At 59.7% G+C, this 21564-nt stretch carries 20 protein-coding genes; 11 read left to right on the top strand and 9 right to left on the bottom strand.

The window, feature by feature from the left end:
* Positions 1 to 18: 18 nt before the first annotated feature.
* The 3 genes from thiS to trmB all read left to right on the top strand — a co-directional run bounded on the left by thiS (position 19) and on the right by trmB (position 1858).
* On the top strand, positions 19 to 219 hold the full coding sequence (thiS, locus tag C4S72_RS19185) for a sulfur carrier protein ThiS (protein WP_104004781.1): 201 nt from the start codon (positions 19 to 21) through the stop codon (positions 217 to 219).
* Positions 220 to 271: 52 nt separating this feature from the next.
* A complete protein-coding gene (locus C4S72_RS19180; RefSeq protein ID WP_104004780.1) occupies positions 272 to 1066 on the top strand; it encodes a thiazole synthase in 795 nt (264 codons plus the stop codon).
* A 90-nt stretch (positions 1067 to 1156) separates the two neighbouring features.
* Positions 1157 to 1858 carry a tRNA (guanosine(46)-N7)-methyltransferase TrmB gene (trmB, locus tag C4S72_RS19175; protein ID WP_104004779.1) on the top strand — a complete coding sequence of 234 codons (702 nt, stop codon included), beginning with the start codon at positions 1157 to 1159 and terminating at the stop codon, positions 1856 to 1858.
* A gap of 105 nt (positions 1859 to 1963) precedes the next feature.
* Here the strand turns inward: trmB and C4S72_RS19170 are convergent, their stop codons facing one another.
* Positions 1964 to 2365: a nuclear transport factor 2 family protein gene (locus C4S72_RS19170; RefSeq protein ID WP_104004778.1), complete on the bottom strand. Its 402-nt coding sequence runs from the start codon at positions 2363 to 2365 to the stop codon at positions 1964 to 1966.
* A gap of 168 nt (positions 2366 to 2533) precedes the next feature.
* Here C4S72_RS19170 and C4S72_RS19165 point away from each other — a divergent pair, with 168 nt between their 5' ends.
* Genes C4S72_RS19165 through C4S72_RS19150 form a run of 4 tightly spaced genes read left to right on the top strand, consistent with a single transcriptional unit; the run spans position 2534 to position 8411 of the window.
* Complete coding sequence (locus tag C4S72_RS19165) at positions 2534 to 3721, top strand: ABC transporter substrate-binding protein (protein WP_235009196.1); 1188 nt, start codon at positions 2534 to 2536, stop codon at positions 3719 to 3721.
* Positions 3722 to 3780: 59 nt separating this feature from the next.
* The gene (locus C4S72_RS19160; RefSeq protein WP_104004776.1) at positions 3781 to 4650 is read left to right on the top strand and encodes a branched-chain amino acid ABC transporter permease; all 870 of its coding nucleotides are present in this window, start codon (positions 3781 to 3783) and stop codon (positions 4648 to 4650) included.
* A gap of 6 nt (positions 4651 to 4656) precedes the next feature.
* Positions 4657 to 7176 carry a branched-chain amino acid ABC transporter ATP-binding protein/permease gene (locus C4S72_RS19155; protein ID WP_104004775.1) on the top strand — a complete coding sequence of 840 codons (2520 nt, stop codon included), beginning with the start codon at positions 4657 to 4659 and terminating at the stop codon, positions 7174 to 7176.
* Positions 7173 to 8411, top strand: coding sequence for an amidohydrolase family protein (locus tag C4S72_RS19150; protein ID WP_104004774.1), 1239 nt, complete (start codon positions 7173 to 7175; stop codon positions 8409 to 8411). Before C4S72_RS19155 ends, C4S72_RS19150 begins: the two co-directional genes overlap by 4 nt.
* A gap of 6 nt (positions 8412 to 8417) precedes the next feature.
* Here C4S72_RS19150 and C4S72_RS19145 read toward each other — a convergent pair whose 3' ends face one another.
* Together C4S72_RS19145 and C4S72_RS19140 are read right to left on the bottom strand one after the other, a co-directional pair.
* On the bottom strand, positions 8418 to 9101 hold the full coding sequence (locus tag C4S72_RS19145) for a GntR family transcriptional regulator (RefSeq protein WP_200826838.1): 684 nt from the start codon (positions 9099 to 9101) through the stop codon (positions 8418 to 8420).
* Between the two features lie 188 nt (positions 9102 to 9289).
* The gene (locus tag C4S72_RS19140; protein ID WP_104004772.1) at positions 9290 to 9766 is read right to left on the bottom strand and encodes a Spy/CpxP family protein refolding chaperone; all 477 of its coding nucleotides are present in this window, start codon (positions 9764 to 9766) and stop codon (positions 9290 to 9292) included.
* Positions 9767 to 9917: 151 nt separating this feature from the next.
* Here C4S72_RS19140 and C4S72_RS19135 point away from each other — a divergent pair, with 151 nt between their 5' ends.
* A complete protein-coding gene (locus C4S72_RS19135) occupies positions 9918 to 10631 on the top strand; it encodes a response regulator transcription factor (RefSeq protein ID WP_104004771.1) in 714 nt (237 codons plus the stop codon).
* Complete coding sequence (locus C4S72_RS19130) at positions 10628 to 11926, top strand: sensor histidine kinase (RefSeq protein ID WP_104004770.1); 1299 nt, start codon at positions 10628 to 10630, stop codon at positions 11924 to 11926. The genes C4S72_RS19135 and C4S72_RS19130 overlap by 4 nt, the downstream gene beginning before the upstream one ends.
* Here the strand turns inward: C4S72_RS19130 and astA are convergent.
* The 5 genes from astA to glnK (C4S72_RS19105) all read right to left on the bottom strand — a co-directional run bounded on the left by astA (position 11923) and on the right by glnK (C4S72_RS19105) (position 17557).
* A complete protein-coding gene (astA, locus tag C4S72_RS19125) occupies positions 11923 to 12942 on the bottom strand; it encodes an arginine N-succinyltransferase (protein WP_104004769.1) in 1020 nt (339 codons plus the stop codon). The genes C4S72_RS19130 and astA overlap by 4 nt on opposite strands.
* Before the next feature lie 217 nt (positions 12943 to 13159).
* Complete coding sequence (locus tag C4S72_RS19120; protein ID WP_160115550.1) at positions 13160 to 15223, bottom strand: putative bifunctional diguanylate cyclase/phosphodiesterase; 2064 nt, start codon at positions 15221 to 15223, stop codon at positions 13160 to 13162.
* A gap of 147 nt (positions 15224 to 15370) precedes the next feature.
* A complete protein-coding gene (glnK, locus tag C4S72_RS19115) occupies positions 15371 to 15709 on the bottom strand; it encodes a P-II family nitrogen regulator (RefSeq protein ID WP_104004767.1) in 339 nt (112 codons plus the stop codon).
* 197 nt (positions 15710 to 15906) lie between these two features.
* Positions 15907 to 17166 carry an ammonium transporter gene (locus C4S72_RS19110; RefSeq protein WP_104004766.1) on the bottom strand — a complete coding sequence of 420 codons (1260 nt, stop codon included), beginning with the start codon at positions 17164 to 17166 and terminating at the stop codon, positions 15907 to 15909.
* Between the two features lie 52 nt (positions 17167 to 17218).
* A complete protein-coding gene (glnK, locus tag C4S72_RS19105; RefSeq protein ID WP_104004765.1) occupies positions 17219 to 17557 on the bottom strand; it encodes a P-II family nitrogen regulator in 339 nt (112 codons plus the stop codon).
* Between the two features lie 324 nt (positions 17558 to 17881).
* Here glnK (C4S72_RS19105) and C4S72_RS19100 point away from each other — a divergent pair, with 324 nt between their 5' ends.
* Complete coding sequence (locus tag C4S72_RS19100) at positions 17882 to 18160, top strand: accessory factor UbiK family protein (protein WP_104004764.1); 279 nt, start codon at positions 17882 to 17884, stop codon at positions 18158 to 18160.
* A 33-nt stretch (positions 18161 to 18193) separates the two neighbouring features.
* Positions 18194 to 19699, top strand: coding sequence for a YifB family Mg chelatase-like AAA ATPase (locus C4S72_RS19095; RefSeq protein WP_104004763.1), 1506 nt, complete (start codon positions 18194 to 18196; stop codon positions 19697 to 19699).
* Between the two features lie 57 nt (positions 19700 to 19756).
* On the opposite strand, the gene C4S72_RS19090 is transcribed toward C4S72_RS19095, so the two are convergent.
* On the bottom strand, positions 19757 to 21469 hold the full coding sequence (locus C4S72_RS19090) for a putative bifunctional diguanylate cyclase/phosphodiesterase (RefSeq protein WP_104004762.1): 1713 nt from the start codon (positions 21467 to 21469) through the stop codon (positions 19757 to 19759).
* Between the last annotated feature and the right edge of the window lie 95 nt (positions 21470 to 21564).

Genomic DNA, 21564 nt, shown 5'->3' with positions numbered 1-21564 from the left:
TAATCAAGGTAAATCAGGATGCAGATACAGTTAAACGGTGAATCTTTCGATACCGCGGAAGGCGCCACCTTGGAGCATCTGGTTGAACAGCTGGGCCTTGTCGGCAAGCGGATCGCCATCGAGCTGAACATGGAGATTGTGCCGCGGGGCGAGCACGCCGAAACCGCGCTGAAAGAGGGCGATCAGGTTGAGGTGGTTCACGCCATCGGTGGCGGTTGAGCCGCGCCTGTCCAAGCCGTTCTCCAATCGAATTTATGCAGGGTAATAGACTATGTCAGAGCAACAGCTGAACGATAAACTGGTTATCGCCGGTAAAACCTACAACTCACGTCTGCTGGTGGGCACCGGAAAATACAAGGATCTGCAGGAAACCGGCGCAGCGATCGCTGCCAGCGGCGCGGAGATCGTTACCGTGGCGGTGCGCCGCACCAACATCGGCCAGAACCCCGATGAACCGAACCTGCTGGACGTCGTCAGCCCGGACAAGTACACCATCCTGCCGAACACCGCCGGCTGCTACACCGCTGCCGATGCGGTACGTACCTGCCGCCTGGCCCGTGAACTGCTGGACGGCCACGACCTGGTGAAGCTGGAGGTACTGGGCGACCAGAAAACCCTCTATCCCAATATCATCGAGACCGTGCAGGCCGCCGAGACCCTGGTTAAGGATGGCTTCAAGGTGATGGTTTACACCAACGACGATCCCATCGTTGCCAAACGTCTGGAAGAGATCGGCTGTGTCGCGGTGATGCCGCTGGGCTCCCTGATCGGTTCGGGCCTGGGTATCCAGAACCCGCACAACATCCGTCTGATCATGGAAGAGGCGCAGGTGCCGATCCTGGTGGATGCCGGTATCGGTACCCCTTCGGAAGCGACCATGGCGATGGAAATGGGTTGTGCCGGCGTATTGGTCAACTCCGCCATTGCTGGCGCGCAGAACCCGGTGCTGATGGCGCAGGCGATGCAGAAAGCGGTGCAGGCAGGCCGTGAAGCCTTCCTGGCGGTGCGTATGCCGCGTAAGGCTTATGCCAGTGCTTCCTCTCCGCTAGTTGGCACTATTAGTTAACTTTCCGTGAGTTAAACAAGTCTCAGCTAAGATTACCCAGACGCGGGTGCCGATGCGGCGCCCGCGCCCATACAAAGACAAGAGTTACCCATGAGCGAAACAGAACAGCAGCCGCGGCCGATGCGGCAGGTGCGCAGCTTTGTGGTGCGTGCAGGACGGATGACCGAAGGCCAGGAGCGGGCCCTGAAAGAGAACTGGCCCCTGTACGGGCTGGAACTGAGTGGTGGGATGCTCGATTTCCGCGAGCTGTTTGGCGATGACCGTCCGGTAATACTGGAGATCGGCTTCGGCATGGGCGATTCGCTGATTGAAATGGCGCGTCAGGCACCGGAGAAAGGCTTTATCGGCATCGAGGTTCACCCGCCGGGCGTCGGTCGTTTGCTCTCCCGCGTGCGTGAAGAGGGGCTGGAGAACATCCGTGTCTTCGGTGAGGATGCCATCGAGGTGCTGGCCCAGTGTATCCCGGATAACAGCCTCGCCGGTTTGCAGCTGTTTTTCCCCGATCCCTGGCCGAAAAAGCGCCATCACAAGCGCCGCATCGTGCAGCCGGAGTTTGCCCAGACCATCCGCAAGAAGCTGGCGATAGGTGGAGTTTTCCACATGGCCACGGACTGGGAAAACTACGCTGAGCACATGATGGAAGTGATGAGTGCCGCCGAAGGCTACCGCAATGCGGCGGGTGCCGGTGAGTTTTCACCCCAGCCGGATTGGCGCCCCGTCACCAAGTTTCAGAAGCGTGGCGAGAATCTCGGCCACGGTGTCTGGGACCTGATGTTCGAACGTACCGAATAAAGCTTCCGGCGCATCTCCTGCCTGGGAGGTGCGCCTGTGCTTTTCTATTCTTTTTAGCTTTTTTCCTTTCTTACTGCAGCTATCCCTGCTGCTATTCCTTCTGTTTCAGTCGCGGTTGATCGCCGGCTCCAGAATCCACTCCGCGCTGTCGTTCCAGACATCCATGCGCGTAATTTTCCCATCACGTACTTCGAAGCGATCCAGGTAGCGGTTGCCGGAGAAGCTGCGTCCATCCAGCCACTCGCCGTACAGCGTGCCATTGGAGTAAACCACCACATGGTCGCTCTTGTCGCAGGCATCAAACTGACCCAGCTGCTTTTTGACCCAGCTGTAGCGAGATTTGTTGAACGCCGTGATCTCGTGGGCGCTGGGCATGGCGCGGCCACCGGTAAAGGTGATCTTCACGTCCTCGGCCATATAAGTGGCGGCGAGGACCGGATCGGGCTTCATGGAAGCATCGAGAAACTCACGAACTATTTCTACGGCAATCTCTACGGCGTCTTGCATCTTATCTCTCCCGGTTAAGGCGTTTTGTGCACGGTTTTAACTGGTTGTGCACTCTGTTGGTGCCAAATTCTGTAGATTACTAGCCAGATCGCTAGCATTTCCTACGTTATTTTAATGGCATCTATATTGCTAGCAATAAATTAGCAATCAAACAGCGAGGAGATGTTCATGTCTAGCAAGCGAAGCATTCTGGGTAAGGGGCTCAAGGCGGCAGCCCTGGCAACAGCAGTCACTGCAGTCAGCGTATCCGCGCAGGCGGCTGAAACGATCAAGGTCGGTCTGGTGGCGGCACTGTCCGGTCAGTCGGCTAAATCCGGTGAAGCGATCACGCGAGGCCTGTCGGTGGCGATCGATGAGATCAACGCCAACGGCGGTGTGCTTGGCAAGCAGATCGAGCTGGTCCGCCGTGATGATGAGAGTAACCCCTCCCGCGGTCTGCTCGCAGCCCGTGAACTGATCCAGAAAGAGGAGGTGGCGGTGATCTTCGGTGGTCTGGATACGCCGGTGTCCATGGCGCTGGTGCCGGTGATGAACCAGCTGAAGGTGCCGTACATGGGTACCTGGGCGGCGGGTACCGCGATTACCCACAACGGTGCCGAAGAGAACTACGCCTTCCGCGTCTCTGCTGTGGATGAAATTGTCGATGAAGCGTTGCTGCGTTACTCCATTCAGCACTACAACACCCAGAAGCCGGGCATGATTCTTATCAACAACCCCTGGGGTGAATCCAACGAGAGAGGCCTGATGAAGGCGATCGAGTCTCGCGAGATGCCGATTGCGGGGCTGGAAAAGTTTGAATCCGGTGATGTGGACGTGGTGCCGCAGCTGACCCGTCTGAAAGAGGCCGGTGCCGATACTCTCTATATGGTGGGTAACGTGTCACCTTCGGCGCAGGTGGTGAAGTCCCTCGATCGTATGGGCTGGGACGTGCCGATCGTTTCCCACTGGGGCCCGGCCGGTGGCCGTTTCAGTGAGCTGGCAGGTCCGAACGCCGATCGCGTCGAGTTCATCCAGACCTTCCTGTTCGCTCCCGAAGGTGAAGATCCCAAGGGCGATGCCGTCTTTGCCGCTCTGCAGGCCAAGTACCCGGAGATCAAGACCCACGCGGACGTGACGCCGGCGGTGGGTATCGCCAACGCCTATGACGCCATGCACCTGGTGGCGCTGGCGATGGAAAAGGCTGGCACTGTTGAAGGACCTGCGCTACGTGAAGGTTTCTACGCCATCGATGAATATGAAGGCCTGATCAAGACCTACAACAAGCCGTTCTCTCCGGATAACCAGGACGCGCTGGGCCCTGACGACTATGTGTTCGCACACTTCGTCGACGGCGCCATCGTGCCGGTTTCTAAATAATAAAAAAGTTTACATAGAAAAAAGCCCGCCCCGAATCGGGGGCGTGGCGGGAGTCTGCAATGATAAGTGCCTCGATCATATCGGGCCTGGGGCTTGGCAGCATGTACGCGCTGCTGGCGCTGGGCTTCCACGTCACCTTTATCGTGTCCCGCACGGTCAACTTCGCCCAGGGCAGTGCCATGATGCTGGGGGCCGTGTTCGGCTTCACCCTGTATCAGACCTGGGGACTGCCGCTCTGGCTGGCGGTGCCCATCGCGCTGGTGCTGGCGGCGATCTATGGCCTGGCGATCGAGCGCTTTCTGGTGCGGCCCTTTGCCTCCCGCGGTTCCGACGGCTGGCTGATGGCGACGGTAGCCGGCGGTATCCTTGTGGATAACCTGGTGCTGTTCACCTTCGGCAAGGAGCCGCGCCAGTTTCCCTCCGACTGGGCATCCAGCACCGTCGAGCTGTTCGGCTCGGGTGTGTATATCCAGCAGTTGCTGATTCCCGCCATGGGGCTGCTGCTGGCGGCGGCCCTGATGCTGGTGAACCGTTACACCCGCCTCGGCAAAGTGCTGCAGGCCACGGTACAGAACCCGGATGCTGCATCGCTGATGGGGATTCGGGTGCCGCGGGTGATCTCCATCGCCTTTGCCGTATCCACGGTGCTGGCGGCCATCGCCGGCCTGCTGATCGCACCGCTGTTCAGCGTATCCTCCGACATGGGCACGCTGTTCGGTCTGAAGGCGTTCGCCGTGGCCATTCTGGGCGGTATCGCCAGTGCGCCCGGTGTGCTGGTGGCCGGTCTGCTGTTTGGCGTGATCGAAGCGCTGGTGACGGCGCAGCTCGGCTCCGCCTTTACCCAGATTATTACCTTCTCTCTGGTTATTGTCGCGCTCGCGCTGCGGCCCGACGGTCTGTTCGGTAAACGTCGACTGCTTAAGGTGTAACGCGTTATGACCCTGAATACTTCAATAGGACTGGCGATCGTGGCACTGCTTGGCGCCAGTCTGAGTTTTATCGTCGACAGCTACAGCCTGCTGGTGCTGACGCTGTTCTGCCTCAGTGCCCTGGTGGCCACGGGGCTGAATATCCTGATCGGCCTCAGTGGCCAGATCTCCTTTGGTCATGTGGCCTTCTACGCCATCGGTGCCTACTGCGCCTCTCTGATGACGATGGCCGGTGTTCCCTTTGGACTGGCGCTGCTCAGTGCCGCGGTGCTGACCGGTGTTTGCGGCGGTCTGCTGGCGATCCCTGCGTTGCGCGTGCAGGGCCCCTATCTTGCGATGGTGACCATCGCTTTCGCTTTCGTGATTCATCACGGGCTGATGGAGTGGAAGGATGTCACCGGTGGCTCCAACGGCCTGATCGGTGTGCCGATGCCCAATTTTGGCGTCGTCTCCTCGGAAACCGGGCTGGCATTGACCTCGGTGCTGCTGATGGTAGCCGGGCTCTGGTTTTACCAGCGACTCGCACTGGGTCCCTGGGGCAAGGCGATGCGGGCGGCCAAGGGGTCGGATACCGCGGCACGCTCTATCGGCATCAACCCGATGGTACCCAAGGCCTGGGCCTTTGCTCTGTCGGCGGCGATGGCGGGCAGTGCAGGGGCGCTGATCGGGCCGCTGATGATGTTTATCAGCCCGAGTACCTTCCCGTTCTCCCAGTCGATCCTGTTTGTGCTGGCGGTGATCGTTGGCGGCAGCGGCTTTCTGTTCGGGCCGTTGATCGGTGCGGCGGTGATCGTGCTGCTGCCGGAGCTGCTCTCTGGTGTGGCGGAATATCGCCTGCTGGTCTTTGCCGGCTTCCTGCTGGCGGTGCTTTGGGCAGCGCCGCGCGGCTGTATCGGTCTGATCCTGTCGCGGCTGCGCCGCAACGAGGGCGAACGGGTACCGGCGCGGGCGGATGCCGGCGTGCTGGAGTCGTTCCTGAACCCGTCCCGCGGTTACGCCGGTGGCCTCTCTGTGGATAACATCGGCATCAGTTTCGGTGGCGTCAAGGCAGTCCAGGGTGTCAGCTTCAAGGCGCCGGAAGGGGAGGTGACCAGTATTATCGGCCCCAATGGTGCGGGTAAAACCACGGCGCTGAACCTGATCAGCGGCTTCTATACGCCAGACAGCGGCTCGGTGAAGCTGGAGTCGGAGCTGGCCGGGCGTAACGCCTGGGATATCGCCCGCGCCGGGATAGCGCGAACCTACCAGACCACTCAGCTGTTTGAGGAACTGAGTGTGATGGACAACCTGCTGATCGCCATGCGCAAGGGGCAGCTGAGCCATCCGTTGGCCCAAGAGAGCGAGCGTGCGCGGGAAATCGTGCGTAACCTGCTGGCGTTCACCGGCTATCGCGGTGAGCTGGATATCGCCGCCGGCAATCTGCCCCACGTGGATCGCCGCCTGGTGGAGATCGCCCGGGCACTGGCGATGGCGCCGCGGGTACTGTTGCTGGATGAACCGGCCGCGGGGCTGAGCCGTTCGGAAACGGACCAGCTGGGCGAGCTGCTCAAGGCGATCGCCGGTTTTGGTATCGCGGTGATCATCGTCGAGCACGATATGCCGCTGGTGATGTCGGTATCGGATTCGATCCTGGTGCTCGATTCCGGCAAGCCGATCGCGCTGGGTACACCGGCCGAGATTCGCGACAACCCCCAGGTTATTGCGGCCTATCTCGGTGGCACCGACTACGAGGGCCGCCCAAGGCAGCAGGCCTGGGCAGGACCTGCCGACCACACCCTGTTTGTGAAGGATCTGCAGCTCGACTACGGCGCAGCGCCGGTGGTTGCTGATGTGAACCTGGTGGTTAAGCCCGGTGAATGCGTGGCGATCCTTGGTGCCAACGGTGCCGGCAAGTCCAGCATCATGCGTGCGCTGGCGGGACTGCACCGGCCGGTGCAGGGAACCATCCTGCTCAATAACGAGAGTATCGATAAGCTCGATGCCAGTGGTATCAGCAGCCAGGGGCTGGCGCTGGTACCGGAAGGGCGGCAGGTGTTCCCGGAGCTGAGCGTGCGCGACAACCTGCTGATGGGCGCTTTCCAGCGTGATTTCCGCAAGGAGGAAGAAAGTCAGGAAGAGGCAGTGGAGGCAGTGCTTGAGCGCTTCCCGCGGCTGCGTGATCGTATCGATCAGCCGGCGGGACTGCTCTCCGGCGGTGAGCAGCAGATGGTGGCGATCGGCCGTGCACTAATGGCCAAACCCACGCTGCTGCTGCTCGATGAGCCTTCGCTGGGGCTGGCACCGGCGATGATCCGGGAACTGTTCGAGGTGCTGGCCAGCCTGCGTGACGAAGGCATCACCATCCTGCTGGTGGATCAGATGGCTAACCTGGCGCTGACCCTGGCGGACCGCGCGTACCTGCTGGAGACCGGACGTATCGTTAAGGCCGGAAGCGCTGAAGAGCTCAGCAAGGATAAGGCGCTCGAAGCGGCTTACCTCGGCTCCGAGGATAAAAAGAGGGGTAAAGAAGGGGAGGATGCCGCATGAGCCTGACCCGTTTTATCAATCTGCGCCTGCCGGAAAAACCTGATCAGCTCAGTGAGCTCTGGGTCGATGCCAGCGGAGAATTTATCGCTCCGCCGGAAGACGCCGCGGCCGATGCCGATATCGATCTTCAGGGGCAGCTTGTGCTGCCGGGCTTGATCGAGACCCACGTACATCTGGATAAGGCGTGCATCATGGATCGCTGTCGCCTGGTGGAGGGCTCACTGCAGGAGGCGATCAGCGAAACCGCCAGGGCCAAGCAGGCGTTCGATCCCGAGGATATCTATCAGCGCGGTCGCCAGACCCTGGAGAAGGCGATTCTGCAGGGTACTACCTGGATGCGCACTCATGTGGAGATCGACCCGGTGATCGGTTTGCAGGGGCTGGAGGCGGTCCTGCGGCTGAAGCAGGAGTACAGCTGGGCGATCACCCTGCAGGTCTGCGTTTTTCCACAGGAGGGGATGTTTAATAACCCGGGCACCGAGGCGCTGCTGCTTGAAGCGCTGGATCGTGGCGCCGATCTGCTCGGTGGCTGTCCCTATACTGACAGCGAGCCGGTGGCGCAGATCGAGCGCCTGTTCGATATCGCGGTAGAGCGTGATCTGGATCTGGATTTCCACCTGGACTTCGATCTGGATCCTGCCAACAGCCTGATTCCGGCGGTGGTGGATGCCTGTCTGCAACGCAACTGGCAGGGGCGGGTCACCATCGGTCATGCCACCAAACTGTCGGCCCTGCCGCCGGCACGGCTGGCCGAGGTCGCCACCAGCCTGGTGACAGCGGGTATCGCGGTGACGGCGCTGCCGGCCACCGATCTTTACCTGAACGGGCGCGGGCATGATCACCTGGTGCCGCGGGGTGTGAGTCCGCTGCACCGGCTCAGCGATGCCGGGGTCTGCTGCTCGATCTCCACCAACAATATCGGCAATCCGTTCACGCCGTTCGGCGATATGTCGCTGGTGCGCCAGGCGAATCTCTTTGCCAACGTGGCCCAGCTGGGAACACCGGCGGACTTCGAGCGCTGCCTGGATTGGGTATCGGTGGAGTCGGCGCGACTGCTGGGGCTGGACCGCTACGGCCTCAAACCGGGCTGCCGTGCCGACTTTATTACCCTGGCTGTGGATAACCGGGCGGGGGTGGTGCGTGACCTGAGTCAGCCGACACAGGGCTTCAAGGGCGGGCGACAGACCTTCTCGCGGCCACAGCCGCAGCTGCTTGGGCCGGAGAAGTTCGGTTAAGCGGTGTTATTCCGCCGTTGTGAGCAGGGTCTGGAGGCTGTCAGGTGAAGCCTGATAGCTGGACAGGTCCAGCTCGCTCTCAAGGTGGTTGAGGTGCTCGATCATGAGTTCATGGGCTCTTGAGCGGTCACCCTTCGCCAGGGCGGCGATGATCTGGCCATGTTCATCATGCTGGCAGGGCGGCTGGTCGTTACGCTGATACAGGCTGACGATCAGCGAGCTGCGCGTCATCAGGTTCTGCAGGATCTCGCGCAGCACCGTATTCTCGGAAATCTCCGCCAACAGCAGGTGAAAGTCGCTCAGTGAGCGCACGATATCGCGACGGTCTTCGCCGTCGGTGGCCTGCTTCTCCCGCGCCATATGAGCCTCGATACGGTCGCGATTGCGCTCCAGCTTATCCTGGGTGATCGCTTCCACGATGCCGCGCTCCACGGCCCTGCGGGCGGCGAACACGTCGCGCGCTTCCTGGGCGGTGGGCTTGGCCACACTGGCGCCTCGGTTCGCTTCGATGGTGACGATATGCAGCATCGACAGTCGCTGCAGTGCCGCCTGCACATGGTTGCGGTTGGCATCCAGAGCCTCGACAAGCTGAGCTTCGACCAGGCGCATACCGGGCGGGAGTTTATGCTGGGCGATCGCCTGGGAAAGGCGTTCGATAATACGGTTTATTTCACGTTGCTTGGGTGTCACGGGCCGACTCACGAATCGATAAAGCCAATATAAAACAATGACAGGAACGGGGTTCCGGATACTGCGCAGCAAATGATAGCAGAAAGTGCTAGCACAGTAGTTGATTCCGGTGGGACTCTTTCGACCAGGCAACGTAAAACGGCCGGAATAAGACCGGCCGTTTTGGCTTTAGCTACAGATCTGGCTACTTAGCGATCGCAGTCACGCTCGCCGCGTTCGCCATGATGGCCCTTGAAGTCACCTTTGCGGTGTTCGCCGCCATGTTTACCACCGCGCTCTGCGCGCATCTCCTGGAACTGCTGCATCTGTTCCGGCGTCAGGATCTCTGCCATCTTGGCGTGCATGTCGGCGCGCTGCTGGATACGCTCTGCCACCTGAGCCTGGGTCTGTTCGATCAGCTTCTGCACGTCGGCCTGGTAAGTGTCTGAGCTCGGGTCCAGGTCTTTCAGGCCACCCTTGTGGTCGCGCATTTCGTCACGCATCTCCTGGCGGGCTTCGCGCTGCTGATCCCAAAGTGCTTTCATCTGGGTCTGCTGTTCTTCACTCAGGCCCAGCTTGCTGGCCATACGGTCGCGGTACTCGCCTTTTTCCTGGGCGATCGCTACGCCGGTCAGGGAGCTGGCCAGCAGGGCTGCGGTGATACCGCCGATAATCAGTTTACGCATGGTGTCTCTCCTCGCTCTCTCTTGTTGATGGACTCAGTATGCGAGGAGTCACTGCTAAGTTGGGTTAGCAGGGAGTAAAGTTTGGTAAAGGCCGCCACAGCGGCAAAGGGACGGCTTAATATGCACTCATGAGATGTTTTAAGGAGCGAGTGTGAGTACAGAGCGACTGCTGATTATCGATGATGACAGGGATCTCTGCGATCTGCTGAAAGCCTATCTCAGCCATGAGGGTTACCGGGTGGATGCCTGCCATTCCGCCGAGCAGGCGCTGGAGCTGGTTGGTGATGGCAGCGGCTGGGATCTGCTGGTGCTGGATATCCAGATGCCCGGTGCCAGCGGATTGGAATTGCTGCAGCAGCTACGCCCGCGGGTGCAGACACCGGTGATCATGCTCACCGGCCGCGGCGATGAGATCGACCGTATTCTCGGCCTTGAGATGGGCGCCGACGATTACCTCGGCAAACCCTGTAATCCTCGCGAACTGCTGGCGCGGGTGCGCGCCGTGCTGCGTCGCTCTGCGCTTAAGGAGCAGCCGGCAGAGAAGAGCCTGTTCCCGGAGCAGCCGGTGGAGGCGTTCGGTATCCGTCTCGACCCCGGTTCTCGCGAGGTGCTGGTGGGCAGCGAAGCGGTTGAGTTGACCAGCGCCGAGTTCAACGTGCTGGCGTATCTGATGAACAGCGCCGGCACGGTGATGAGCAAGGAGCAGCTCACCGAGCTGGTGCTGCACCGCAAGCTCACCGCCTATGACCGGGCGCTGGATGTGCATGTCAGCCGGGTGCGGCAGAAACTGGCGGCGCTGCTGGAGCAGGAGTTGATCAAGACGGTACGTGGCCAGGGCTACCAGTTTCTCAAGGGCAAGGCATGAACTGGCATCGTAAACTTTTCTGGAAAATCTTCCTGGTCATCTGGCTGATCAGTGCGGCCGGCACGGGCCTGGCCGTGATCGGTATCCTGAACATGGCCGAGGAGCGCCAGAGCAAGGAGCTGCTGGAAACCCGGGCGCTGGGCCAGGCGCGATTGATGCTGGAATGGGAAGATCGGGGCGATCATCGTCACCACGATGACGACGATGATCATGATGCCCGCCGCCGTATGATTCCGCTGTGGATCTTCGATGCAGAGACTGGTGTGCAGCTGCAGGGGCCGGACCGCAGACCACCCCGTGAGTCGAGTGCGCTCAGCTTCGCCATGGAAGGGCTGCAGGGCGAGCCCCTGAAAGTGGTCGTACATGCGCCCCGTGGCGGTCTCTACTTGAAAAAGATACTGGGCTTTCTGGTGTCGGTGCAGGCAGTGATTGTGTTGCTGGTATCGGCGTTGGCGGCGCTGTTTCTCTCCTGGCTGATTATCAGGCCGATCAACCAGCTGCGTGCCCACGCCAAGGATCTCTATCACAACCAGAACCTGAGCACCCGGGCCAGCAGCCGGCTGAGCCAGCGCCGTGATGAGATCGGCGAGCTGTCGCGGGAATTCAACGCCATGGCGGGATATGTCGAGGATACGCTGACCGCCCAGCAGCGCCTGCTGCAGGATGTTTCCCATGAACTGCGTGCGCCGCTGGCGCGACTGCAGGTGGCGGCAGGCCTGGCCGAACAGCGGCTCGGTGAAGATGACCCCACGGCTGGCCGGATCAACCGGGAGTGCGAAAAGCTGGACGGCCTGATCGACAAGATTCTGTCCCTGTCGCGGCTGGACCAGGTCGATCCCAGCGGCGAGCCGTTCGAGCTGCTTGAACTGCTGGAAGAGCTGCGCGCCGATGTGGATTTCACCCAGCCGGAGCGCCCGGTCCTGGTCAGTGTTGAGCCCGCCGGGTTGCGCCTGGCTTTGAATGACGAGCTACTCAGGGGGGCGGTATCCAACCTGATCAGCAACGCACTCAAATATACGCCTGCTGACAGCCCGCTGGCGCTCAGGGCTGTGCGTTCATCCACAGGACTCAAACTGAGCCTGAGGGATAGAGGGCCGGGCGTCAGCGAGGATCTGCTGGCGCGTATCACCGATCCTTTCGTACGTGGCGGCGACAGCTGCGATGGCTATGGTCTTGGGTTAAGTATTACCCGGCGTGCGGTGGAGCGTCTGGGTGGCAGTCTGGTGCTGGCCAACCATCCAGACGGTGGCCTGGAGTGCGTAATCAGCCTGCCGCGGTCTGTGATTGCGGCCTAAAGCCTGAGCAGGCGCGCCTCGTCTCCCTCTTGTAGTGACAGGGCGGCGGCCTGTTCGGCGCTTAGCCGCAGCGTCTTTCTCTCTGGGCTCAGCGGGGTCATCAGGCAGCGAAAGCCGGTGGTCAGGGTATTGGCCACTAGGTGCCGCCTGGCGCCGTCCGGCGGTGGAGAATCATCGACAATCACTCGAGCGCGCCGGCTTTTATTAATGGCGCGGATATCGCCCTGGCGGGCCGCCAGGGTGGGGCCGGCATCGAAAATATCGATGTAGTTTTCGAATCTGAACCCCTCCCGCCTGAGCATCTTGCAGGCGGGCTCGGTGTTCGGGTGCACCTTGCCGATGACTTCCTGGGCATCCTCCGGCAACAGGTGGATATAGATCGAGTGTTTCGGCATCAGCTCGGCGATGAACACCTTGTTACCGGCGCCGGTCAGGTGATCGGCCTGGTCGTAATCCATGGAGAAAAAGCGCCGGCCGAGCCCTTCCCAGAAGGGGTTGGTGTGCTGCTCATCGGTAAACCCCCTCATCTCGGCGATCACACGGTCATCAAAGCGACCGCTGTGCTCTGCCATAAACAGGAAACGCGATTTCGACAACAGGGTGCCCTGTCCGCTGTGGCGGTATTTCGGTCGCATATACAAGGTGCAAAGCTCGGAGCTGCCGGTGTAGTCGTTGCACAGGTTCAGTGTCTTGAACTCGTTATAGACGCCGAGTTCCCGCGACGAGTGCACAACGGTGCCGAGATGGTAGTGGTAGAACGGCATATCCAGCCCCACGGCGGCGGTGATGCCGCAGGTGCCGGCGATCTCGCCGCTGTCGCTGTCCTCCAGTACAAACAGGTAAGTCTCCGGGCCCGGGGCGGCGTCACTGCGGCTCAGGGTCTCAACCGATTGACGGATTTTATTGGCCAGGAACTCCGCATCGGCTGGCAGGGAAGTAAAGCCAGGGCCTGATTCCCGGGCAATCTCTAACAGCACCTCAAGATCCGTATGTCGGATTGGACGGATGATAAACATGGGCCGCCTCCATAAATCCCTGTTGTTGCTAGTGATATAACAGAGAGTTTAGTCCGCTTGCCGGCAGATAGGCGTGGAATATGTGGTATTAGTCACTGGATAAGTCTGTGGCTTTGTTATGCAAACTGCATGAATCTTTTGCAAAAGATGTTTAGTAACAGTGGCTTATGTATGTTTTGCAGAATGCGACAAATGTGGATAACTTTTTCGGAATGGCTCAGAGCTGGGGCGCGGTCAGGGTTTCCTGACTGTAACGCTGGATGATCTCCTCCAGTGGCAGAGGCCTGTCGAACAGGAAACCCTGACCCACCGGGCAGCCGGAGTTGAGCAGGAACTGGTGCTGTTCGCTGGTCTCTATTCCCTCGGCCAGCACCTGCAGTCCTAACTGGCGCGCCATCAGGATAATGGTTGAGGTGATCGCCAGGTCGTCGCGATCATCCGGCAGATCCTGCACGAAGGAGCGATCAATCTTGAGCACCTGTACCGGCATCTTTTTCAGGTAGCTCAACGAGGAGTAGCCGGTGCCAAAATCATCGATCGCCAGCGTGATGCCCAGGTCACGTAACTTGTGCAGCAACATCAGGGAGTTGCTGTAGTTATCGATCATCAGCCCCTCGGTGATCTCCAGTTCCAGGAAGCTGGCCGGCAGTTCGGTTTCCTCCAGCACTGATTTAACCGTAGCAGCCAGGCCCAGGTCATCGAACTGGCGTGCGGAGAGGTTCACCGCCACCCGGAAGGGAGCGTCCAGATGCTGGCGCAGCTTTGCGGCGTGGCGACAGGCCTGTAGCAGCACCCAGCGGCCGATGGAGACGATCAGGCCGGTTTCCTCGGCCATGGGGATAAATTCTGCCGGTGAGATAGGCCCTTCCTGGGGGTGGTTCCAGCGCAGCAGCGCTTCAATACCCACCAGGGCGCCGCTTTTCAGGTCAATCTGCGGCTGGTAAACCAGCTTCAGCTCGCCCCGGTCCAGTGCCTGGCGCAGGTCGTGCTCAAGTGTCAGCGCCCGGTGTGCTTCAGCGTTCATCTCGGCACTGTAGAACTGGTAAGTGTTACGACCCACGTGCTTGGCGCGATACATCGCCAGGTCTGCATTGCGCAGCAGGCCGCTTACGTCCACGGCGTCGACGCCCAGCAGCGTAATGCCGACACTGACGGTGACTTGTATCTGGTGCGTGCCTATGTCCAGTGGCTGTGCCAGCAGCTCGATAATATCGTCACAGTAGTTGCGCACCGCGTCGATGGAGCTCAGGTTACGCAGCAGAACGGTGAATTCGTCGCCGCCGAGGCGGTGCACCGTATGCGGCGGATTGATACAGAAACGCAGCCGGCTGGCGACGCTGCGCAGCAGCGTATCCCCGGCTTCATGACCCATGGTGTCGTTGATCTTCTTGAAATGATCCAGATCGAGCAGCAGCAGGGCACTGATCCCTTCTCCGCGCGAGTGCAGCAGCTCTTCGAGGTGGTCGCGGAAATTACGCCGGTTGCCCAGGTCTGTCAGCGGATCGAAGAAGGCCAGCCGTTCCATCTGTTGCTGGTGCTCTTTTAACTGGGTGATATCGTCGCTGACCGAGACAATATTGGTCAGCTTGCCATCCTCATTCAGAATCGGCGAGATCGACTGCAGGCTCCAGTAAAGCTCACCGTCCTTGCGCCGGTTATGCAGAGTGCCGCGCCATTTGCGGTGGCTCAGGACAGTGGCCCAGAGATTGGCGTAGACCTCACCGGGCGTATTGCCGGATTTGAGAAACGAGGGCTGATGCCCGATCACCTCTGAAAGGGTGTAGCCGCTGATATCGGTAAAACGGGAGTTGATATATTCGATGCGCCCCTGAGAGTCGGTGATGACCACGGCGCTGCCGCTGTTTTCCACGGCATTGGAGAACTGCTTCAGTTCCAGCTCCCGGAGGTGGTGAATCCGTTCATCGGTGACCAGCACCAGGGCTGCGCTGACATTGCCATTGGTATCGTGTACTGCCGATACGTGCAGCTCCAGATCCAGAGGTGCATCGTTGTGAATACGGTAGTACGGCAGGGAAAATGCGGCATGGTCGCCACGAAACAGGGCGCCAAGGCGGCTGACGAGATCCGGGCTGGAAGCGCTGTCGAGAAAAAAACGGCTGAGCTGATGAAGCGGGGAGGGCAGGGAAATCAGTGCAGACAGTGCCCTGTTGGCTGCCAGGCAACGCCCCTGGCTGTCAAACAGGCAGGCACCCAAAGGAGAGGACTCCAGAGCATCCAGAGTACTCCTGGCTACAGCGCTTATCTCACCTTGCTCGGGCACCCTCACCACCGGACTTCTACCCCAACTTCATGACAAAAAAGCTAAAGGGTGATCCTAGCAAACAGAGGGCTTAGTGCAATAGATTTGCGACACAAACTCGATTGTCGATGGTGTGGAGCAAGGGTTGGAGCGGGTGGGTCGAGACGCTCAGAGAGCGTCTGAACCGCTTTCGCCGGTACGGATACGGATAACCTGTTCCAGCGGAGAAACGAAAATCTTGCCGTCGCCGATCTTGCCGGTGTTAGCGGTTTTGCTGATCGCTTCGATCACCTGGTCGACCATGGCGTCATCGACAGCGATTTCGATTTTGACCTTGGGAAGGAAGTCCACCACATACTCGGCACCACGATAAAGCTCTGTATGGCCTTTCTGACGACCGAAACCTTTCACCTCGGTGACGGTGACACCCTGAATGCCGATATCCGACAAGGCTTCGCGAACATCATCAAGTTTAAACGGCTTGATTACCGCTGATACCAGTTTCATCGTTTGGCTCCTTATTAATCGTTGGGCGCACTGCTTCACAGCAAAATGCCCTGACTTCATCCGGTTAGCTACCGGAATTCCTGAGTATACCTACAATAGCCGGCTTTCGCATACGCGTCATTCGCCGCGAAGTGCAAAAATAGATACGTAAAAAAGGGAGCCACGAAGGGCTCCCTTTTAGGCTCAGTTACAGAGCATTAGTTCTTGCTGGAAGCGAACTCAGGATAAGCTTCCATGCCGCACTCGGCGAGGTCGACACCTTCGTACTCTTCCTCTTCGCTGACACGGATACCCATGACGGCTTTGATGATCAGCCATACGATCAGGCTGACAACGAAGACCCACAGGAAGATGGTCAGGGCGCCGATGATCTGGCCGGAGAAGGTAGAACCGTCGTTGGTAACCGGTACCAGCAGCAGACCCAGCAGACCGACAACACCGTGCACGGAGATCGCACCGACAGGATCGTCGATCTTCAGCTTGTCGAGGGTGATGATGGAGAAGACAACCAGCACGCCGCCGAGGGCACCGAAGATGGTGGCCTGCAGGGCAGACGGGGTGGAAGGCTCAGCAGTGATCGCTACCAGGCCAGCCAGGGCGCCGTTCAGGGCCATGGTCAGGTCGGCTTTGCCGAACAGGATGCGGGCAACGATCATCGCAGCAACCACACCACCGGCAGCGGCAGCATTGGTGTTCATGAATACAACGGCGACAGCGTTGGAGTTCTCAACATCGGAGGTCGCCAGAACGGAACCACCGTTGAAGCCGAACCAGCCCAGCCACAGGATGAATGTACCCAGAGTGGCCATCGGCAGGTTCGCACCCGGAATAGCGTTGATTTCGCCATTCTTGCCGTATTTGCCCTTACGAGCGCCCAGTACCAGAACACCGGCCAGAGCAGCAGAAGCGCCCGCCATGTGTACGATGCCGGAACCGGCGAAGTCAGAGAAGCCCAGGTCGCCCAGAGTGTACATGCCGAAGACAGCGTTGCCGCCCCAGGTCCAGGAACCTTCCATCGGGTAGATGAAACCGGTCATGACGACAGCGAACAGCAGGAATGCCCACAGCTTCATGCGCTCAGCAACGGCGCCAGAAACGATAGACATGGCGGTTGCAACGAACACAACCTGGAAGAAGAAGTCAGCAGACGGAGCGTAGGTAGCCGGCTCTTCTGCGCCGGTGAAACCGTCACCGGTGATGCCGGAAAGGAAGTACTCGCCGCCGTACATGATGGCGTAGCCAGATACGAAATACATGATGCAGGCGATCGCAAACAGCGCGACGTTCTTGGTCAGGATCTCGGTGGTGTTCTTGGCGCGAACCAGGCCTGCTTCAAGCATGGCAAAGCCGGCGGCCATCCACATCACCAGAGCACCACATACCAGGAAGTAGAAGGTATCCAGTGCATATTTAAGCTGGGTAACGTCCCCGGCTGTTGTATTCAGAAGTTCTTCCATCTGCTTAGCCCTCCATCAGGCCTTACAACGTCTTAAACAGTTTATGGATTGATCAGAGCGCGTCGTGACCGGTTTCGCCGGTACGGATACGTACGACTTCTTCCAGCGGCATGACGAAAACCTTGCCGTCGCCGATTTTGCCGGTCTGAGCGGCTTTGCTGATCGCTTCGAGGACCTGGTCGACGATATCGTCAGCCACGGCCGCATCGATGCGTACTTTCGGCAGGAAATCGACCACGTATTCTGCGCCCCTGTAGAGTTCGGTATGACCTTTCTGACGGCCGAAACCCTTGACCTCAGTCACAGTGATACCCTGAACGCCGATGTCGGACAGCGCTTCGCGTACATCATCCAGCTTGAACGGTTTGATGATTGCTGAAATCAGCTTCATTTCTGAATCCCCCTTGGAATAGATATAACGAAGTGTGCGCTGCTTAGGGGCGTTGCACGCCTCGGTTGTGGTTCCCTCAAGCCAGAACTGTGCCACTAGTAAAAAGTTCTTAATAAACAATTAGATATTTGTATAGAGTGAAAATTGATCAGGTAACTGGCGGTGCACGATAAAAAAAGCTGAGCAATTTTTGTGCACCGATAAAGTGCGCGCATTTTTTTGGTGCACTGTATTTTCAGACTTGCACCAAGCCTGACAGTACGGGGTCTGGCGCGGTATAGTGGTGTTCAGTCATCAACCAATTCAAGCTGGGGTTTATTCCCGATGCATCAAAAACTGATCGATAGCCTCAATGCTCAACTGGGCCAGATTTTCGAAGGCGCCCGTGAGCTGCCGGGGCAGAAAGAGTTGCAGCAGCAGGTGCGTACCGTGGTACAGAGCACCTTTTCCCGACTCGACCTGGTGACCCGGGATGAGTTCGACGCCCAGAGCGCCGTTCTGGCACGAACCCGCGAGCTGGTAGAACAGCTGGAGAAGCGACTCGCCGAACTTGAGCAGGCAGCCCCTGCCGCAAAGGAAGGCAACGACAAACCGGCGGAGTAATACGGCTTCGCCTCATGACCCAGGGACGGTGTCATGTCTTTAGCCATAATTCATACCCGGGCCCAGCTTGGCGTCGAAGCGCCGGCGGTGTCCGTTGAAGTACATCTCTCCGGCGGTCTGCCGTCACTTTCTATCGTTGGTCTGCCGGAAACGGCGGTCAAGGAATCCCGTGAGCGGGTGCGCAGCGCCCTGATCACAGCGGGTTTCGACTTTCCTCAGCGACGCATCACCATCAATCTGGCGCCGGCGGATCTGCCGAAAGAGGGCGGTCGCTACGACCTGGCCATCGCTCTTGGCATCCTGCTGGCGTCGGGACAGTTGAAAAGCGACTGGCTGGATCAGTTCGAGGTGATCGGTGAGCTGGCGCTTTCCGGCACGGTAAGGCCGGTGACCGGTGTTTTGCCGGCAGCGGTAGCCTGCGCCTCGGCCGGGCGCAAGCTGATCGTACCCGCCCGTAATGCGGAAGAAGCACTGATGACGGGCGAGGTTCAGGTGCTTGCCACCGAGCATCTGCTGGCGCTGACGCAGCTGCTTGGCAGTAAAGAGCTGCCGGAGATGCCGACGCAGGCACAGCTACCACCGCTCTCTGCCGATGTGCCGGACCTGTGTGATGTTCGCGGCCAGCTACAGGCACGGCGCGCTTTGGAAGTGGCCGCCGCCGGTGCCCATAATCTTCTATTCAGTGGCCCGCCCGGCAGCGGCAAAAGCATGCTGGCATCGCGACTGCCCGGTCTGTTACCGCCGATGGCACGTAATGAGGCGCTCGGCGTGGCGGCTATTCACTCGGTGGCGGGGTTGCCGGTGGAGTTGGCCTGCGCCGGCGTGCGCCCTTTCCGGGCGCCGCACCACACCGCCTCGGCGGTGGCGCTGGTGGGTGGCGGTGGGCGACCGAGGCCGGGGGAGATCTCTCTGGCCCACCAGGGCGTTTTGTTTCTTGATGAGCTGCCGGAGTTTCCGCGCCGGGTGCTGGAGGTGATGCGCGAGCCGATGGAGAGCGGCGAGATACTGATCTCCCGCGCGGCTCGCTCGACCCATTACCCCGCTCGGTTTCAGCTCGTTGCCGCCATGAATCCCTGCCCCTGTGGATACTTTGGCGATGGCACTGAGCGCTGTCACTGCAGCCCGGACCAGATCAAACGTTATCAACAGCGTATCTCCGGGCCGCTGCTGGATCGTATCGACCTGCATCTGCATGTGCCAGCACTGAGTCCTGCAGAGCTGCTGCATCCGGCGGAGCCTGGCGAGGGCAGTGCCAGGGTGAGAGAGCGGGTGCTGGCGGCACGGGAGCGTCAACTGACGCGGCAGGGCAAGGTGAATCGCGATCTGTCGGCGCAGGAGCTGGATCAGTTCTGCGCGCTGCCGGATGATGCGCTGCGGCTGCTGGAGCAGGTGATGGTGCGCCATCATGTCTCGGCGCGTGCCTGTCACCGTCTGCTGCGGGTGGCGCGGACGCTGGCAGACCTGGCGGGGGATGCGGATATCGGCAGTGCCCATCTGCTGGAGGCGCTGGCGTACAGGGGCAAGCTGGCGGAAACTTAAGCGGTTGATTCAGTAGGTGGTTAATTAAGTGGGCGGTTGATTCAGTAGGCAGTTGATTCAGCCGCTTTGCAGCTGGTTGGTTCCGAGCATCTTCAGGAACACGTCGAGGCTCACCGGCGGGCTGAAGAAGTAGCCCTGGACCTGGTCGCAGTCCTGTTTGATCAGGAACTCCAGCTGGTTCTTGGTTTCCACCCCTTCCGCGATCACGCTCTTCTGCAGGTTATGCGCAAGGGTGACGATGGCGCGGACAATCTCTTCATCATCGGGGTTGCCGGGTACACCGGCGATAAAGCTCTTGTCGATCTTAAGCGTGGTGATCGGCAGTTTCTGCAGCAGCGAGAACGAGGAGTAGCCGGTACCGAAATCATCCAGCGAGAAGGCGATGCCGTGGGCGCTCAGGGTCTTGATGCATTCCTTGACGTGCATCTCGTCGCTGAACAGCGCGGTTTCGGTAAGTTCGAACTCCAGCATCGAGGTGTCGATATCGAACTGCTCTATAAGACGCTCGATGGTGCGCGCCAGATAGGTGTCCTGGAACTGGCGGAACGACAGGTTCACGCCGATATGACCGTGCAGCCCAGCCTCGCGGATCAGCTTCATATCGCGGCCGGCGCGCTGGATGACCCAGTAGCCGATCGGCACGATCAGGCCTGACTTTTCGCAGGCAGGGATAAATGAGTCCGGTGGGATCAGTCCGTGGACCGGATGCTCCCACCGGATCAGCGCTTCAGCGCCGGTGATGCAGCCGGTGCGCAGATCGATGCGGGGCTGATAATAAAGCACGAACTCTTCGTTCTGCAGGGCGCGCCAGAGCTCGGGCTCCAGCGTGATATCCTCGTTTTCGCTGCGATCCAGACGGGTATCGTAGATAGCGTAGCTGAGTCCGCCCTTCTGTTTGGCGCGGGTTCGCGCCAGGCCGGACTGCTTGATCAGGGTGTCAAATTCGCTGCTGTGCTGGGGCGAGTAGGCAACGCCGATACTGCAGCTCAGCGTCTTTTCACCATCACCGATGTTGTATGCCGGCATAAGCGCGGCGATCAGTTCACCGAGGAGCCCCTTGGTGCGGTGCTCAATTACATCGGCTTCTTCCACCGGCAGAATAAAGGCGAATTCGTCGCTGCCGATGCGGGAAATATGCCGGGTTTCGCCGAAACTGCGCAGGCGACGGCTCAGCTCCAACACGACTTCATCACCGGCGTCGTGGCCGAATTCATTGTTGAAGCGGCTGAAACTGTCGAAGTCGACGGTGATCAGAGCCAGCTGCTGCTTTTCATGCAGCTCATTAACGAGTGCCTGGTAAAAGTACTGACGGTTACCCACACCGGTAAGCGGGTCGGTAATTTTTAACTGGGCGAGGGCGTCCTGGCTGCGGCGGGTGCACTGGGCGTAGCGCAGTGAACGCAGCAGCAGGTCACGGTCGAGCTTTTTCAGGCTGAGTTGGTCGATAAGCGGCTGGCGGATCAGCAGCGATGGATCGGCTTCGGCCAGATGATCGTTGAAGACGATGATCGGCATGCCGGGATGAGCCAGCTGTACCCGCTTGATCAGGTTCTGAAGTGCGGGTTTATCGTTGGTGTAGCAGAGCAGCAATGCTCCGCTCGACAGCTTCTTTTCGATATCCTCCGTGCTGGCGCACGCCTGCAGACGGAAGCCGTCCGTCGGTATCAATACCGATTGCAGCAGCGGCTCAAGCCGGGCTGTGGGATCTAGCAGCAACAGCTGTTGCTGATCGTTGTCACTGTCGTGTGTTGCCTGGTCAAATGCCAGCATCTGCCGGTCCTTCTGAAACTGCGATAGGTACGGCGCCGGAGTGCTCTGAGATTCGCCACTCTCGTGCGATAATGGCTGCCCCGGAAGGCCAGCCA

The sequence above is a fragment of the Marinobacterium lutimaris genome (assembly GCF_900108065.1).
Taxonomy (GTDB): Bacteria; Pseudomonadota; Gammaproteobacteria; order Pseudomonadales; family Balneatricaceae; genus Marinobacterium_D; species Marinobacterium_D lutimaris.
The sequence above is the reverse complement of the archived record's forward strand: the minus strand, read 5'-3'. Positions and strand labels throughout refer to the sequence as shown.

What these genes read in the sequence shown, in the direction of transcription:
- thiS (WP_104004781.1), top strand. Translation starts at nt 19, where the DNA reads ATGCAGATACAGTTAAACGGTGAATCTTTCGATACCGCGGAAGGCGCC.
- C4S72_RS19180 (WP_104004780.1), top strand. Translation starts at nt 272, where the DNA reads ATGTCAGAGCAACAGCTGAACGATAAACTGGTTATCGCCGGTAAAACC.
- trmB (WP_104004779.1), top strand. Translation starts at nt 1,157, where the DNA reads ATGAGCGAAACAGAACAGCAGCCGCGGCCGATGCGGCAGGTGCGCAGC.
- C4S72_RS19170 (WP_104004778.1), bottom strand. Translation starts at nt 2,365, where the DNA reads ATGCAAGACGCCGTAGAGATTGCCGTAGAAATAGTTCGTGAGTTTCTC.
- C4S72_RS19165 (WP_235009196.1), top strand. Translation starts at nt 2,534, where the DNA reads ATGTCTAGCAAGCGAAGCATTCTGGGTAAGGGGCTCAAGGCGGCAGCC.
- C4S72_RS19160 (WP_104004776.1), top strand. Translation starts at nt 3,781, where the DNA reads ATGATAAGTGCCTCGATCATATCGGGCCTGGGGCTTGGCAGCATGTAC.
- C4S72_RS19155 (WP_104004775.1), top strand. Translation starts at nt 4,657, where the DNA reads ATGACCCTGAATACTTCAATAGGACTGGCGATCGTGGCACTGCTTGGC.
- C4S72_RS19150 (WP_104004774.1), top strand. Translation starts at nt 7,173, where the DNA reads ATGAGCCTGACCCGTTTTATCAATCTGCGCCTGCCGGAAAAACCTGAT.
- C4S72_RS19140 (WP_104004772.1), bottom strand. Translation starts at nt 9,766, where the DNA reads ATGCGTAAACTGATTATCGGCGGTATCACCGCAGCCCTGCTGGCCAGC.
- C4S72_RS19130 (WP_104004770.1), top strand. Translation starts at nt 10,628, where the DNA reads ATGAACTGGCATCGTAAACTTTTCTGGAAAATCTTCCTGGTCATCTGG.
- astA (WP_104004769.1), bottom strand. Translation starts at nt 12,942, where the DNA reads ATGTTTATCATCCGTCCAATCCGACATACGGATCTTGAGGTGCTGTTA.
- glnK (WP_104004767.1), bottom strand. Translation starts at nt 15,709, where the DNA reads ATGAAACTGGTATCAGCGGTAATCAAGCCGTTTAAACTTGATGATGTT.
- C4S72_RS19110 (WP_104004766.1), bottom strand. Translation starts at nt 17,166, where the DNA reads ATGGAAGAACTTCTGAATACAACAGCCGGGGACGTTACCCAGCTTAAA.
- glnK (WP_104004765.1), bottom strand. Translation starts at nt 17,557, where the DNA reads ATGAAGCTGATTTCAGCAATCATCAAACCGTTCAAGCTGGATGATGTA.
- C4S72_RS19100 (WP_104004764.1), top strand. Translation starts at nt 17,882, where the DNA reads ATGCATCAAAAACTGATCGATAGCCTCAATGCTCAACTGGGCCAGATT.
- C4S72_RS19095 (WP_104004763.1), top strand. Translation starts at nt 18,194, where the DNA reads ATGTCTTTAGCCATAATTCATACCCGGGCCCAGCTTGGCGTCGAAGCG.
- C4S72_RS19090 (WP_104004762.1), bottom strand. Translation starts at nt 21,469, where the DNA reads ATGCTGGCATTTGACCAGGCAACACACGACAGTGACAACGATCAGCAA.